Below are 14514 nucleotides of genomic sequence, written 5' to 3' on the forward strand. Positions count from 1 at the left end.
ATGAACGATTCCCTGACATCCCTGATTGTCCCCGGCGTGCTCTGGGCCCTGGTGCTGTTTTCCGTGGTCAGCTGGGCACTGCTGCTGGTCAAGTCGGCGCAGTACCTGCGGCAGAAGACCCAGAACCGGCAGTTCAGCAAAGCCTTCTGGAGCGCCCCGGACCTGCTCACCGCCGCCGAACACGCCAGCCAGTACCCCGGCTCCCTGGCGCGCATCGCCAGCAGCGGTTTCGAAGCCCTGCTGGTGGAGGAGTCGCCACGCACCACCCAGCAACTGGCCCACACCATCAACCGCGCCGACCGCCTGGAGCGCAACCTGCGCCAGCAGATCCAGAAGGAACGCCGGGCCCTGGAAAGCGGCCAGGCGGTGCTCGCCAGTATCGGCAGCACCGCGCCCTTCATCGGCCTGTTCGGCACGGTCTGGGGGATCATGGAGGCCCTGCAGAGCATCGGCGCCAGCGGTTCGGCCAGCCTGGAAACCGTGGCCGGGCCGATCGGCCATGCATTGATCGCCACCGGCGTGGGCATCGCCGTCGCCGTGCCGGCGGTGCTGATCTACAACTTCTTCCTGCGCCGCCTGAAGCTGGCCTCGGCCAGCATGGACGACTTCGCCCATGACTTCGACGCCCTGGCCCAGCGCAGCGCCTTCGCCATCAGCCGCCAGGCCATCGCCAGCAAGACCGCCCACGCCGTACGGGAGGCCAGCTGATGTCCTTCTCTACTCAAGACAGCGACGAAGTGCTCAGTGAAATGAACGTCACGCCCCTGGTGGACGTGATGCTGGTGCTGCTGGTGGTGTTCATCGTCACCGCCCCGCTGATGACCAACGCGATCAAGGTCAACCTGCCGAAGACCGACGCCGTGGCCCCCGCCGAGAAAAAAGACCCGGTGGTGGTCAGCGTCGACCAGGACGGCAAGTTCTACCTGGCCAAGTCCGAAGTGGCCCCCGAGCTGCTGGAAAGCAGCCTCAAGGAGGTCAAGGCCAAGGACAGCGAGGTGCGCGTGCAGCTGCAGGCCGACGCCGCCGTCAACTATGGCCAGGTGGCCAAGGCCATGGCCTCCATCGAACGTTCGGGGATCACCAGGATATCCGTGATGACCACCCGATGAAGGCAGTGCCTGGCGCCCCCTGAGGGACGCGCCAAGCACTGCTTCCAGGAATCCCGTCGCAATCGGCCGACCGCAAGACGCCACGCGCCTGCGGAGGGGATCGGCTTGCTTGAAGAAAGTGGTTTTCCGGGGTCGGTACAACCCAGCCGGAGCAATGAGGGCCCACAAGGCCATTTCGATTAACGTCTGAAAGAGTCGGAAGTAATCATGCTGATGAACATTCCACGTTTCACGCTCAAGCCACTGGTGACCACGCTGCAACGGCACCGTTTTGTCCCGCTGTACCTGATGGCCATGGGCCTGGGCGCCGGCACCGCGCACGCCGCCGAAGAGGACGCTGACAGCAGCGCGGCCGTGGCGCCCACCACCCAGCTGCAACGGGTCGAAGTGACAGGTTCGGCGATCCGCCGGGTCGATGCCGAAACCGCGGTACCGATCACCATCCTGCGCGCCGAAGAGCTGCGCAAACAGGGGGTGAGCACCACCGCCGAACTGGTGCAGCGCATCACCGGCAGCCAGTCGATCAACAACAGCGCCGGCTCAGTGGGAGCCGCCACCGGCGGCGCCTCCTTCGCCGACATGCGCGGCATCGGCGCCAACAAGACCCTGGTGCTGCTCAACGGCCGACGCCTGGCCAACAACGCGTTGTCGGGCACCAACTCGGCCGGCGGCGCGGTGGACCTGAACATGATCCCCTTCGCCGCCATCGACCGCGTCGAAGTGCTGCGCGACGGCGCCTCGGCCCTCTACGGCACCGACGCCATCGGCGGTGTGATCAACTTCATCACCAAGAAATCCCTGACCGACGGCCAACTGACCCTGGGCGGCGAAACCCCGACCCACAGCGGCGGCGGTGCGAGCAAGGATATGAGCGCCAGCTGGGGCTTCGGCGACCTGGAAGAAGACCGCTTCAACGTGCTCGGGGTGTTCAACTACAACAAGCAGCAGAACCTCGACGCCAACGACCGCTCCTTCGCCACCGACTACCGCCCCGGCCGCGGCCTCGACCAGACCTCGGGCACGGCCTTTCCAGGCAATTACACCCAGGGCGACAACGCCACCAACCCGCTGGCCGGCAGCAACTGCAACGGGCCGAACCTGATTGCCCGCCAGGGCCTGTGCCGCTTCAGTACCCGCGAGTACATCGACCTGATGCCGGAGACCGAAAAGACCTCGTTCTTCGGCAAGAGCACCGCCAAGCTGGCGGACGATCACAACGTCAACCTGGAGTACTTCTGGTCGCGCAACAACAACGCCACGGCGGTCGGCCCGGCGCCCCTCACCGGCCTGAGCCTGGACGCTTCCTCGCCCTACTACCCGGGCAACGGCATCACCCCGGCGCCGACCGGCTTCAGCCTCGACCCGAGCCAGCCGATCGGCGTGAACTGGCGTGAAACCGCCGCCGGTGCCCGGGAATCCAAGGACCAGAACACCAGCCAGCGCTTCGTCCTGAGCTTCGACGGCCTGGTGGCCGGCTGGGACTACAACCTAGGTGCCTCCTACAACCAGAACAAGGTGGTCTCCAGCGTCACCAACGGCTACGTCAGCGACCGCGCGATGATCGCCGGCCTGGCCAGCGGCCTGCTCAACCCGTTCGGCCCGCAGACCCAGGCCGGCCAGGACTACATCGAGCAGGCGGCCTACCACGGCGCCTACTCCACGGCAGTCGGTCGAGTGGTCGGTTTCGATGGGCGCGTCAGCCGCGAGATCGGCGACTGGTTCGGTGCCGGGCCCTCCGGCCTGGCCCTGGGCGGCGAGTACCGCAAGGAGAAATTCCACCAGGACTACGAAGAGTTCGCCGGCGACATCCAGAGCCTGGGCATCGACCCGTCCGGTAGCGTCGAGGGCAATCGCAGTGTCAGGGCGGCCTACGCCGAACTGAACGTACCGGTGCTCGACAGCCTGGAGCTGTCCGTCGCCATCCGCCACGACAAATACAGCGACTTCGGCAGCACCACCAACCCGAAATACTCGTTCCGCTACCAGCCGCTCAAGGAGCTGGTAGTGCGCGGCGCCTACAGCGAAGGCTTCCGCGCGCCGTCGCTGTACGAGCTGTATGCGCCGCGCAGCATCACCTACACCCAGGGCTACTACAACGACCCGGTGCTCTGTACCGGCGGTGTGGTACAGCCCGGCGGCAACGGCGGGCGCGACTGCGGCCAGCAGTTCCTCAACCAGATCGGCGGCAACACCGACCTGGCGCCGGAAAAGGCCCGCAACGTGACCCTGGGCTTCGTCTACCAGCCAATCCGCGACCTGTCGGTGGGCCTGGACTTCTGGTGGATTCACATCTCCAACCAGATCCAGCCGTTCCCCGAATCCACGGTGTTCGACCAGTCCGGCGCCTATGCCGACCGCTTCGTGCGCAACGCCGACGGTTCGCTGAACTACATCGTCACCGGCAACGCCAACCTGGGCATAGTCGAAACCAACGGTGTCGACGTATCCCTGGACTACCGTTTCCCCAATACCCCCTACGGCCAGTTCGGCCTCGGGCTGCAAGGCACCTACGTCAAGAGCTACGACTTCCAGAGCACCATCAAGGGGCCGTTCACCGACAAGGTCGGCGACTTCGAGGGCGATGGCGTGATCGCCCGCTGGAAACACAACCTCACCGGCACCTGGACCCTGGGCGCGGCGCGGGCCTCGCTGAGCAACCGCTTCACCACCGGCTACAACGACTACGACCGCACCACCAATGCCCGCGTGGCCTCGTACTCGGTGTGGGACCTGGCGGCCGGCTACACCTTCGACAAGGTGCTGGACGTCGACGCCGGGGTGAAGAACGTCTTCGACCGCGACCCACCGTTCTCCAACCAGGCCTACAACTTCCAGAGCGGCTACGACCCCCGTTACACCGATCCGCTGGGCCGCACCCTGTTCGCGCGCATGACGTACCACTTCTGAGTCACCGCCGGGGCCGCGCAAGACTCCGGCCGGCCCCGGCCGCATTGCGAATTCGCACCCCATGGCGGCCCGCCGCCGTGGGTCTTTTCGCCCTGCCGCCCCAGGCTTTCCGGCATCACGAGGAACCTTTCGATCATGTCTGCACTGACTCGCACCCTGGCCAGGCTGGCGCTGGCCACCGCGCTGCTTGGCGCCGCCGCCGAGGCCCTGGCCGCCGCCCACGGCAGCTATGCCATGACGGTCTATGGCGAACCGCCGAAGTACCCGCCGGGCTTCCAGCACTTCGACTACGTCAATCCCGATGCGCCCAAGGGCGGCTCCCTGAGCCGCGCCTCGATGGAGATCGGCCAGTTCAACTACGTCACCCCCTATGCCGATCAGGGCATCGCGGTGGCCCAGGTCAACGACTGGGTGTATTCGCCCCTGGCCTTTCGTTCCCTGGACGAGCCCTACACCGTCTACGGGCTGGTGGCCGAACGCATGGAGCGCGACCCCGACGGCCTGTGGGTGCGCTTCTACCTCGACCCCAGGGCGCGCTTCGCCGATGGCACGCCGATCACCGCACAAGACGTGCGCTACACCTTCGAGCTGCTGCTGAGCAAGGGCAGCCTGAGCTATCGCCAGCAGTACGGCGATGTACGGGACGTGGTGATCGAAGGCCCCGGGCAGGTACGCTTCGACTTCAAGAACAACCTCAACCGCACCCTGGCCCTGGACCTGGCGACCCTGCGCGTGCTGCCCGAACACTGGTGGAAAACCCGCGACTTCGCCAACGGCGGCGGCTTCGAGCCGCCCCTGGGCAGCGGGCCATACAAGGTCGGCAAGGTCGACGCCGGGCGCAGCATCAGCTTCGAACGCGATCCGAACTGGTGGGCCAGGGACCTGCCGGTCAGCCGCGGCATGTATAACTTCGACAGCCTGACGGTGAATTTCTACGGCGACACCGACGTCGCCCGCCAGCTGCTGCAGGCCGGCGCCTTCGACTACAACCGCGAGTTTTCCTCGTCCGGTTATGTGGTCGGCTACGACAGCCCGGCCCTGCGCGACGGCCGCCTGCAACAGGCGATCCTCGCGCCGGACAAGCCCACCGCCGCCCAGGGCTTTGTGTTCAACCTGCAAAGGCCGGTCTTCCACGACCGCCGGGTGCGCCAGGCGCTGACCCTGCTGTGGGATTTCGAGTGGACCAACAAGCAGATGATGCGCGGCTTCTACGTGCGCCAGCAGAGCTACTGGCCGAAAAGCGAAATGGCCGCCAGCGCCCTGCCGGATGCCCGCGAGCGGGAGATCCTCGAACCCTTGCGCGGGCAGATCCCCGACGAAGTCTTCAGCCAGGTCTACCGGGCCCCGCAGACCGACGGCAGCGGCCGCATCCGCGACAAGCAGCTGCAGGCCCTGCGCCTGCTGGCCGAGGCCGGCTGGACACCCCGCAACAACCGTCTGGTGAACGCCGCCGGCGAGCCGCTGGAGTTCACCTTTCTCGATGGCCAGGGCGGCTTCGACCGCATGCTGCTGCCGTACAAACGCACCCTGGCGCAGATCGGCATCACCCTCAACCTGCGGCGCATCGATTCGGCGCAGTACATCAACCTGCTCAACGCCCGGGACTACGACATGATCGTCACCAGTTTCCCCCGCAGCGGCGACCCCATCGTCTCCCCGGGTCGCGAGCTGTACAGCCTGTACGGCTCGCAAAGCGCGACCCAGGTCGGCAGCTCCAACGCCATGGTGCTGGCCAACCCGGCGGTGGACCGCCTGATCGACGGCCTGGTCCAGGCCAATAGCCGCGACGAGATGGTGCATTACGCCCGGGCCCTGGACCGGGTGCTGCAATGGGGCCAGTACCTGATTCCCAATTACTACTCCAAGGGCACGCCCACGGTGTTCCAGAACCGTTTCGGCCGGCCGGCCAGCGCGCCGATCTACGACGAGGGCCTGAACACCTGGTGGGAGGTCAACCCCAAGGCCCTGACCGCCAGCCAGATGAGCGCCCTGCGCGGCACCGTGGGGGCGCACTGACATGGGCCGTTACCTGAGTCGTCGCCTGCTGCTGATCATCCCCACCCTGCTGTGCATCCTGGTGGTCAACTTCCTGATCGTCCAGGCCGCGCCCGGCGGCCCGGTGGAACAGGCCATCGCCCGCCTGCAAGGCTTCGGCGGGCATGCCATGGGCGGTGGCGCCGAGGTCGCCGCAGTGGGCGGCGGCGGACGCAGCAGCCGGGGCCTGGACCCGGCGCTGATCGAGGAGATCAAGCACCACTACGGCTTCGACAAGCCGATGCACCAGCGCCTGTGGCTGATGCTGAAGAACTACGCGCAACTGGACTTCGGCAACAGCTTCTTTCGCGGGGCCAAGGTCACCGACCTGATCCTGCAGAAGCTGCCGACCTCGCTGTCCCTCGGCCTGTGGGCGACCCTGATCACCTACCTGGTGTCGATTCCCCTGGGGGTGCGCAAGGCGATCCGCAACGGCAGCGCCTTCGATGCCTGGACCAGCAGCGCCATCGTCCTCGGCTACGCCATGCCGGCGTTCCTGTTCGCCATCCTGCTGATCGTGGTGTTCGCCGGCGGCAGCTACCTGGACTGGTTCCCGGTGCAGGGCCTGGTCTCGGACAACTTCGCCAGCCTCGGGCCCCTGGCCAAGGTCGGCGACTACCTGTGGCACCTGGTGCTGCCGGTGTCGGCCCTGGTGATCGGCGGCTTCGCCACCCTGACCCTGCTGACCAAGAACAGCTTCCTCAACGAGATCAGCCGCCAGTACGTGGTCACCGCCCGGGCCAAGGGCCTGAGCGAGCGCCGGGTGCTCTACGGCCATGTGTTCCGCAACGCCATGCTGCTGGTGATCGCCGGCATTCCCACGGCGCTGATCGAGGTGTTCTTCGCCGGCTCACTGCTGATCGAGACCCTCTTCAACCTCGATGGCCTCGGGCGCATGAGCTACGAGGCGGCGGTGTCGCGGGACTACCCGGTGGTGTTCGGCGCGCTGTTCCTGTTCACCCTGTTCGGCCTGCTGATCAAGCTGATCGGCGACCTGTGCTACAGCCTGGTCGATCCGCGCATCGACTTCTCGGCGAGGACTGCCTGATGTTCACACTCTCTCCCCTGGGCCGTCGCCGCATCGAACACTTCAAGGCCAACCGCCGGGGTCGCTGGTCGCTGTGGCTGTTTATCGGCCTGTGCCTGGTCTGCCTGGGCGGCGAACTGATCGCCAACGACAAGCCCCTGGTCATCCGCTATCACGGCGCCTGGTATTTCCCGATCCTCAGCGACTACGACGAAACCGAGTTCGGCGGCGAACTGCCGTTCCAGCCGGACTATGCCAGCAGCTATGTGCACGAGCTGATCGAGGGCCAGGGCGGCTGGATGCTGTTCCCGCCGATCCCCTTCAGCTACGACACGGTCAACTACGACCTGGCGCAACCGGCGCCCAGCCCGCCCTCGGCGCAGAACTGGCTGGGCACCGACGACCAGGCCCGGGACGTGCTGGCGCGGGTGATCTTCGGCACCCGGGTGTCGATCCTGTTTGCCCTGGTGCTGACCGCCATCAGCGCGCTGATCGGCATCACCGCCGGCGCCCTGCAGGGTTATTACGGCGGCTGGGTCGACTTGTTGGGGCAACGCCTGCTGGAAATCTGGTCGGGGCTGCCGGTGCTGTACCTGCTGATCATTCTCTCGGGGTTCGTCTCGCCGAGCTTCTGGTGGCTGCTGGGGATCATGGCGCTGTTCTCCTGGCTGGCCCTGGTGGACGTGGTGCGCGCCGAGTTCCTGCGCGGGCGCAGCCTGGAGTACGTCAAGGCCGCGCGGGCCCTGGGCCTGAGCGACGGCGAGCTGATGCGCCGGCACATCCTGCCCAACGCCATGACCTCCACCCTGACCTACCTGCCGTTCATTCTCACCGGCGCCATCGCCACCCTCACCGCCCTGGATTTTCTCGGCTTCGGCATGCCCGCCGGCACCGCCTCCCTGGGCGAACTGATCGGCCAGGCCAAGCGCAACCTGCAAGCCCCCTGGCTGGGCCTGACGGCGTTTTTCGCCCTGGCGCTGATTCTCTCGTTGCTGGTGTTTATCGGCGAAGCCTGCCGCGACGCCTTCGATCCCCGGAGCTGACATGCACGACAACCTGATTGAAATCCGCAACCTCAAGGTGGCCTTCGCCGGCACCGAAGTGGTCCATGGCCTGGACCTGGATATCCGCCGCGGCGAATGCCTGGCCCTGGTGGGCGAGTCCGGCTCGGGCAAGTCGGTGACCGCCCACTCGATCCTGCGCCTGCTGCCGGCGCAGAAGGTGCAGACCCAGGGCAGCATCCGCTACGCCGGCCTGGACCTGGTGCAGGCCAGCGACGCCCAGTTGCGCACCCTGCGCGGCAACCGCATCGCAATGATCTTCCAGGAGCCCATGACCTCGCTGAACCCGTTGCACACCGTGGAAAAACAGATCGGCGAAGTGCTGGACGTGCACAAGGGCCTGCGCGGTCGCGCGGCCCGGGCGCGGACCCTGGAACTGCTGGAGCTGGTGGGCATCGGCGAGCCGCACAAACGCCTCAAGGCCTACCCGCACCAGCTGTCCGGCGGCCAACGCCAGCGGGTGATGATCGCCATGGCCCTGGCCAACGAGCCGGAGCTGTTGATCGCCGACGAGCCGACCACGGCGCTGGATGTGACGGTGCAGCGCAAGATCCTCGAACTGCTGATCGCGTTGCAGCAACGCCTGGGCATGTCGCTGCTGCTGATCAGCCACGACCTCAACCTGGTGCGGCGCATCGCCCAGCGGGTGTGCGTGATGCGCCAGGGCGAGATCGTCGAGCAGGCCGAGTGCGAGGCACTGTTTCGCGCCCCGCGACATCCCTACAGCCGCTTGCTGATCGAGGCCGAGCCCAGCGGCGCCCCGGTGCCCAGCGCCTACTCGCACAATCTGCTGGAAGTGAGTGAACTCAAGGTCTGGTTTCCCTTGCCCAAGGGCCTGTTCAGCCGCCAGCGCGACTACATCAAGGCGGTGGACGGCGTCAGCCTGAGCCTGCACCGGGGCAAGACCCTGGGCATCGTCGGCGAGTCTGGTTCGGGCAAGTCCACCCTCGGCCAGGCAATCCTGCGGCTGGTGGAGTCCGAGGGTGGCATCCGCTTCGGCAACAAGGAGCTGAGCATTCTCAACCAGCGCTTGATGCGCCCCTTGCGTCGGCAGTTGCAGGTGGTGTTCCAGGACCCCTTCGGCAGCCTCAGCCCGCGCATGTCGGTGCAGCAGATCATCGCCGAGGGCCTGCTGACCCACGGCATCGGCACCGCCGAGGAACGCGAGGCGGCGGTGATCCGCGTGCTCGAGGAAGTCGGCCTCGACCCGCAGAGCCGCCACCGCTACCCCCACGAGTTTTCCGGCGGCCAGCGCCAGCGCATCGCCATTGCCCGCGCCCTGGTGCTGGAGCCGGCGCTGATCCTGCTGGACGAACCCACCTCGGCCCTCGACCGCACCGTACAGAAGCAGGTAGTCCAGCTGCTGCGCGAGTTGCAGGTACGCCACGGCCTAACCTACCTGTTTATCAGCCACGACCTGGCGGTGGTCCACGCCCTGGCCCACGACCTGATCGTGATCAAGGACGGCAAGGTGGTGGAACAGGGGCCGTCGCGGGCGATCTTCAGCGCGCCGCAACACCCCTATACCCGGGAACTGTTGCAGGCTTCGGGGCTGCAATGGAGCCCGCCGCAGGCCTGCGAAGAACCGGCCTGAGGCTCTGTTCCGGGGGTTGGCGCAGCTATCATTGGCGTCGATGGTCACCATCGACCCAATGAAATTCTCAAAAAAAATCCGCCGCGTAACATCTGCTCCATACCAACCAACAACACCCCGGAGCACACCACCATGAAACGCCAAATTCTTCTCAGCATCGCTTTCTCGGTTCTTGCAGCAAACGCTTTTGCCGCGTCCTCGGCCTACCCGGTGGTCGCCGAAGGCGGCTCGGATCGCCTGATTGAAAAACGTGTCGCCGAAGGTGGCGCCGATCGCTTGATCGAACGTCGTGTCGCCGAAGGTGGTTCCGATCGCCTGATCGAACGTCGCGTTGCCGAAGGTGGTTCCGATCGCTTGATCGAACGCCGCGTCGCTGAAGGTGGTGCTGACCGTCTGATCGAACGCCGCGTTGCCGAAGGTGGCTCCGACCGCCTGATCGAACGCCGCGTTGCCGAAGGTGGTTCCGATCGCTTGATCGAACGCCGCGTCGCTGAAGGTGGTGCTGACCGTCTGATCGAACGCCGTGTAGCCGAAGGTGGCTCCGATCGCCTGATCGAACGCCGTGTAGCCGAAGGTGGCTCCGATCGCCTGATCGAACGTCGCGTTGCTGAAGGTGGTGCTGATCGCCTGATCGAACGTCGCGTTGCCGAAGGTGGTTCCGACCGTCTGATCGAGCGTCGCGCCGTATGATTGCGCGGTCCGCAGTACTCGAAAAAAAGCCCGGCCTAAACAGCCGGGCTTTTTTCATTTCAGGGCATCGGGATTCCCCGATCGATCGCTATCACCCTCACCTCGCCATGCAGCGCTGATAACGCTCATCCACGCGTTTGGCGAACCAGGCGGTGGTCAGTTTGCGGGTGATCTTCGGGCTCTTCAGCTGGATGCCCGGCAGGATCTGCCGCGGCAACGCCTTGCCCTGGGCCTGATCGGCCAGGGCGAATACACGCTTGTACAGCTTGGTGTCCTCGAATTCGAGGCTGTTGCCCTTCTCCAGCTGGTTGCGAATGGTCGGATTGCGCATGTCCAGGGATTTGCCCAGGGCGCGCGCCGCCAGCTCGGTGCTGCCGGGCATGATCGAGTCGTAGCGGATCAGGTCGCCGTCCAGCGCCAGGGAAATCCCCGAGGCCACGCTCAGGGCGTTCTGGAACGCGGCATTGCGGCTGGCGTACCAGCCGGCGTTGAAGTCGGCGAAGCGGTACAGCGGCTGCGGGTAATTCACCGGGTAACCGAGCAGGTGGGCGATGCCGAAGTACATGCCGCCGCGCCGGCTGAACACCTCGCGGCGGATCGAGCCGTCCACGCTGTAGGGGTAATTGCGCGCCTGCTGCTCGGCGAAGTCGATGCTGACCTGCATCGGCCCGCCGGTGTGCACCGGGTTGAAGCCGCCGAACAGGGTCTTGCCCATGGGCACGCTGCCGATGAAGTCGTCGAAGATCGTGCTCAGCTCCTTCTCCGTGCGCGCCCCGGCCAGGCGCTCGCTGTAGGACTTGCCGTTCGGCGAACTCACCTGCAGCGCCGCGCTGACCAGCATCGACGGCACATGCACCTTGGCCGCGCGGCGGTCGATTTCGCTGCGGGCGATCTTGCCCAGCCCCGGCACCGGCGGGTCGACCTGATAGGTGGACTCCTGCTCGGCCACCGCCAGCACTGCGCAGAGGTTGCTCTTGCTCGGCTCGATGCCCTGGGCGGTAAAGGCCACCTGGATATCCCGGGCCCAGCCCTGGCGATCGGCGACCTTGGCCGGCAGCAGGCGTGCGACCTGGGCCTGGACCTGCGCCGGGCTTGGCGCCGGCGCCTTTGAACCGAGCTGGCCGGCACAACCGGCCAGGGCCAGCGAGGCCGCGACAGCGGCCCAGCGAAGTGAATGCAGAGGTTTTATAGACATGGCTTCCCAGTAATTCCGAAGGTGGCCCGCGCCCGAGGGAAGCGCGTCGCCGCGGATATCGACCCTCAAGGCGCCGCGCTGTTCCGTACCGGCGACGAACCATTTGAGCATTCCCCGTGACCGACGGCGAATTTCACCTAATCTGAAACCTCATCGCCCACAGAAAAACAACAGGCGGGGCCCATCATGAGCGTGCAACTCAACCACACCATCGTCTGGTGCCGCGACAAGCGACGTTCGGCGGACTTTCTCGTGCAACTGCTCGGCCTGCCACCGCCCACGCCCTTCGGCCCGATGCTGGTGGTGCAGCTGGATAACGGCGTGTCCCTGGATTACTACGACAACGACCCGCCCATCGCGTCCCAGCACTATGCCTTTCTGGTCGCCGCCGACGACTTCGAGCCGATACTGCAGCGTATTCGCCAGCGCGGCCTGGCGTTCTGGGCCGATCCGGGCAAGCAGCGCCCAAACGAAATCAACCGCCATGAAGGCGCTCGCCGGGTGTATTTTGATGACCCCGACGGCCACCTGCTGGAAGTGTTCAGCCAGACCTGAGCCTCCTTTACCTGCCCTGGAGTCCCCTGCGCCATGCTCTCACTGGATTTTCTCATCACCTCGCTGATTGTCGTGCTGATCCCCGGCAGCGGCGTGATCCTGACCATTTCCACGGCGCTGGTGGCCGGCAAGCGCGCCAGTCTGTTCACCGCCATCGGCTGCACCGCCGGGATAGTCCCGCACCTGCTGGCCTCGGTGCTGGGCCTGTCGGCCATCCTGCACACCAGCGCGCTGGCCTTCCAGGGCCTGGCTTTCCAGGGTTTGAAGCACGCCGGAGTCGCCTACCTGCTGTACCTGGCCTACGCCACCTGGCGCGACCGTTCGGCCTTCGCCGTCGACACCAGCGCTCCCGCCGCCAGTGCCGGCGGCCTGGTGCTCAAGGCCTGCCTGCTGAACATCCTCAACCCCAAGCTGACGATTTTCTTCCTGGCCTTCCTGCCGCAGTTCATCAGCCACGACGGCCCGTCGCCGGCCATGCAGATGCTCGGCCTGAGCGGCGTGTTCATGGCGATGACCTTCGCCGTGTTCGTGGTCTACGGCCTGCTGGCCAACCTGTTCCGCAAGGCGGTGATCGAGTCGCCCCAGGTGCAGAACTGGCTGCGCCGCAGCTTTGCCGCCAGCTTCGCCGCCCTGGGCCTGAACCTGGCGTTCGCCCAGCGCTGAACCGTTGTACGCAACACCGGCATGACATTGATCTCTCGACGAGGGCAAGGACATGAACCGCAGCGACGTACTGATCATTGGCGCCGGCCCCACCGGGCTGGTTCTGGCGCTGTGGCTGAGCCGGCAGGGGGTCAAGGTGCGCATCCTCGACCAGACCGCCGGCCCCGGCACCACCTCCCGGGCCCTGGCGGTGCAGGCGCGGACCCTTGAGCTGTACCGCCAGCTGGACCTGACCCAGGCCATCCTCGACCAGGGTCACCGGGTGCCGGCCGCCAACCTCTGGGTCAAGGGCGAACAGGCCGCCCACCTGCCCCTGAGCAGCATCGGTGCGGACCTGACGCCCTACCCCTTCCTGGAAATCTACCCGCAGGACCAGCACGAGCAATTACTGATCGAGCGCCTGCAGCGTTTCGGCGTGACGGTCGAGCGCCAGACCGAACTGCTGAGCTTCACCGACCACGGCCACCTGATCAGCGCCCAGCTGCGCGGCGCCGACGGCCAGGAGGAAACCTGCCAGGCCTTCTACCTGGCCGGCTGCGACGGCGCCCATTCGACGGTGCGCAAAACCTTGGGCATCGACTTTCCCGGCGGTACCTATCAGCAGGTGTTTTATGTGGCGGATGTCGACGCCCGGGGGCCGGCGCTCAATGGCGAACTGCACGTCGACCTCGACGAGGCGGATTTCCTCGCGGTCTTTCCGCTGGCCGGCGAAGGCCGGGCACGGCTGATCGGCACGGTGCGCGACGAACGCGCCGAACAGGCGGAGACCTTGAAATTCGAGGACGTCAGCCGGCGCGCCATGGACAACCTCAAGGTCCAGGTCGACCGGGTCAACTGGTTCTCCACCTACCGCGTGCATCACCGGGTGGCCGAGCGCTTTTTCAACGGCCGCGCCTTCCTGCTCGGCGACGCCGCCCACGTGCACAGCCCGGCCGGCGGCCAGGGCATGAACACCGGGATCGGCGATGCCATCAACCTGGCCTGGAAACTCGCCGCGGTGCTCAGCGGCAAGGCCGAGGAGCACCTGCTGGCGACCTATGAGTTCGAACGCATCGAATTCGCCCGGCGCCTGGTGGCCACCACCGACCGGGTGTTCAGCTTCGTCACCGCCGACGGGCCGATCGCCAACCTGCTGCGCACCCGCCTGGCGCCGCTGCTGATTCCCAAGGTGACCGCGGTGGAAGCGGCGCGCGAGTTCCTGTTTCGCACGGTGTCGCAGATCACCCTCAACTACCGCGACATGCCCCTGAGCTGCGGCAGCGCCGGCCATGTCCACGGCGGCGATCGCCTGCCCTGGGCCCACGGCGCCGTCACCGACAATTTCGCCAGCCTCGACCACCTGGGGTGGCAGGTGCATGTGTATGGCGTCACCAGCGACGCCCTGCGCGACTGGTGCGCCGAGCGGCAACTGCCGCTGACGGTGTTCGACTGGGAACCGGCGCACCAGGCCGCCGGCCTGGCGCGCAACGGTTTCTACCTGCTGCGGCCGGACACTTATGTGGCGCTGGCGGAAAGATCGGCGGACCCAAAGGTGCTGGAGCGGTATTTCGAGGAGCGCAAGATTGTGTTGTGAGTAGCGTTACGGTCGCAGTCGACTGGGCAGCAGGGATTTTTTGCGGTGTTCGAGCTGACGTCATCGCGGGCAAGCCTCGCTCCTACAGAAGAAGACCGTGTGCTTC

The 14514-nt window shown here is 66.2% G+C and carries 12 protein-coding genes; 11 read left to right on the top strand and 1 reads right to left on the bottom strand.

Translation table 11 applies throughout. The features are described 5' to 3' along the window. The 8 genes from PVZ78_RS21425 to PVZ78_RS21460 all read left to right on the top strand — a co-directional run bounded on the left by PVZ78_RS21425 (window position 1) and on the right by PVZ78_RS21460 (window position 10422). Complete coding sequence (locus PVZ78_RS21425) at window positions 1-708, top strand: MotA/TolQ/ExbB proton channel family protein (protein ID WP_009048248.1); 708 nt, start codon at window positions 1-3, stop codon at window positions 706-708. After that, window positions 708-1109, top strand: a complete 402-nt coding sequence (locus tag PVZ78_RS21430) for an ExbD/TolR family protein (protein WP_009043172.1) — start codon at window positions 708-710, stop codon at window positions 1107-1109. Before PVZ78_RS21425 ends, PVZ78_RS21430 begins: the two co-directional genes overlap by 1 nt. A gap of 207 nt (window positions 1110-1316) precedes the next feature. Next, window positions 1317-4016 (top strand): TonB-dependent receptor, encoded by a 2700-nt coding sequence (locus PVZ78_RS21435; protein WP_124339899.1) that lies wholly within the window; start codon window positions 1317-1319, stop codon window positions 4014-4016. Window positions 4017-4151: 135 nt separating this feature from the next. Then, on the top strand, window positions 4152-6032 hold the full coding sequence (locus PVZ78_RS21440) for an extracellular solute-binding protein (protein WP_273829220.1): 1881 nt from the start codon (window positions 4152-4154) through the stop codon (window positions 6030-6032). A gap of 1 nt (window position 6033) precedes the next feature. Beyond that, the gene (locus PVZ78_RS21445) at window positions 6034-7098 is read left to right on the top strand and encodes a microcin C ABC transporter permease YejB (RefSeq protein WP_009043169.1); all 1065 of its coding nucleotides are present in this window, start codon (window positions 6034-6036) and stop codon (window positions 7096-7098) included. Beyond that, window positions 7098-8120 carry an ABC transporter permease gene (locus tag PVZ78_RS21450; protein ID WP_028682947.1) on the top strand — a complete coding sequence of 341 codons (1023 nt, stop codon included), beginning with the start codon at window positions 7098-7100 and terminating at the stop codon, window positions 8118-8120. The genes PVZ78_RS21445 and PVZ78_RS21450 overlap by 1 nt, the downstream gene beginning before the upstream one ends. 1 nt (window position 8121) lies before the next feature. Beyond that, window positions 8122-9732, top strand: a complete 1611-nt coding sequence (locus PVZ78_RS21455; RefSeq protein WP_041989131.1) for an ABC transporter ATP-binding protein — start codon at window positions 8122-8124, stop codon at window positions 9730-9732. A 132-nt stretch (window positions 9733-9864) separates the two neighbouring features. Next, the gene (locus PVZ78_RS21460; RefSeq protein ID WP_273829221.1) at window positions 9865-10422 is read left to right on the top strand and encodes a phage infection protein; all 558 of its coding nucleotides are present in this window, start codon (window positions 9865-9867) and stop codon (window positions 10420-10422) included. Window positions 10423-10519: 97 nt separating this feature from the next. Here the strand turns inward: PVZ78_RS21460 and PVZ78_RS21465 are convergent, their stop codons facing one another. Beyond that, window positions 10520-11617 (bottom strand): DUF1615 domain-containing protein, encoded by a 1098-nt coding sequence (locus tag PVZ78_RS21465; protein WP_009048241.1) that lies wholly within the window; start codon window positions 11615-11617, stop codon window positions 10520-10522. Window positions 11618-11803: 186 nt separating this feature from the next. Here PVZ78_RS21465 and PVZ78_RS21470 point away from each other — a divergent pair, with 186 nt between their 5' ends. The 3 genes from PVZ78_RS21470 to PVZ78_RS21480 are packed head-to-tail and all read left to right on the top strand — an operon-like array spanning window position 11804 to window position 14408. Continuing rightward, window positions 11804-12172, top strand: a complete 369-nt coding sequence (locus PVZ78_RS21470; RefSeq protein ID WP_009048240.1) for a VOC family protein — start codon at window positions 11804-11806, stop codon at window positions 12170-12172. Between the two features lie 33 nt (window positions 12173-12205). Next, window positions 12206-12835: a LysE family translocator gene (locus PVZ78_RS21475; RefSeq protein WP_009048239.1), complete on the top strand. Its 630-nt coding sequence runs from the start codon at window positions 12206-12208 to the stop codon at window positions 12833-12835. A gap of 52 nt (window positions 12836-12887) precedes the next feature. Then, window positions 12888-14408: an FAD-dependent oxidoreductase gene (locus tag PVZ78_RS21480; RefSeq protein ID WP_273829222.1), complete on the top strand. Its 1521-nt coding sequence runs from the start codon at window positions 12888-12890 to the stop codon at window positions 14406-14408. The last annotated feature ends 106 nt before the right edge of the window (window positions 14409-14514 follow it).

The sequence above is a fragment of the Pseudomonas sp. SBT1-2 genome, assembly GCF_028640875.1.
Lineage (GTDB): Bacteria > Pseudomonadota > Gammaproteobacteria > Pseudomonadales > Pseudomonadaceae > Aquipseudomonas > Aquipseudomonas chlororaphis_I.

What these genes read in the sequence shown, in the direction of transcription:
- PVZ78_RS21425 (WP_009048248.1), top strand. Translation starts at nt 1, where the DNA reads ATGAACGATTCCCTGACATCCCTGATTGTCCCCGGCGTGCTCTGGGCC.
- PVZ78_RS21430 (WP_009043172.1), top strand. Translation starts at nt 708, where the DNA reads ATGTCCTTCTCTACTCAAGACAGCGACGAAGTGCTCAGTGAAATGAAC.
- PVZ78_RS21435 (WP_124339899.1), top strand. Translation starts at nt 1,317, where the DNA reads ATGCTGATGAACATTCCACGTTTCACGCTCAAGCCACTGGTGACCACG.
- PVZ78_RS21440 (WP_273829220.1), top strand. Translation starts at nt 4,152, where the DNA reads ATGTCTGCACTGACTCGCACCCTGGCCAGGCTGGCGCTGGCCACCGCG.
- PVZ78_RS21445 (WP_009043169.1), top strand. Translation starts at nt 6,034, where the DNA reads ATGGGCCGTTACCTGAGTCGTCGCCTGCTGCTGATCATCCCCACCCTG.
- PVZ78_RS21450 (WP_028682947.1), top strand. Translation starts at nt 7,098, where the DNA reads ATGTTCACACTCTCTCCCCTGGGCCGTCGCCGCATCGAACACTTCAAG.
- PVZ78_RS21455 (WP_041989131.1), top strand. Translation starts at nt 8,122, where the DNA reads ATGCACGACAACCTGATTGAAATCCGCAACCTCAAGGTGGCCTTCGCC.
- PVZ78_RS21460 (WP_273829221.1), top strand. Translation starts at nt 9,865, where the DNA reads ATGAAACGCCAAATTCTTCTCAGCATCGCTTTCTCGGTTCTTGCAGCA.
- PVZ78_RS21465 (WP_009048241.1), bottom strand. Translation starts at nt 11,617, where the DNA reads ATGTCTATAAAACCTCTGCATTCACTTCGCTGGGCCGCTGTCGCGGCC.
- PVZ78_RS21470 (WP_009048240.1), top strand. Translation starts at nt 11,804, where the DNA reads ATGAGCGTGCAACTCAACCACACCATCGTCTGGTGCCGCGACAAGCGA.
- PVZ78_RS21475 (WP_009048239.1), top strand. Translation starts at nt 12,206, where the DNA reads ATGCTCTCACTGGATTTTCTCATCACCTCGCTGATTGTCGTGCTGATC.
- PVZ78_RS21480 (WP_273829222.1), top strand. Translation starts at nt 12,888, where the DNA reads ATGAACCGCAGCGACGTACTGATCATTGGCGCCGGCCCCACCGGGCTG.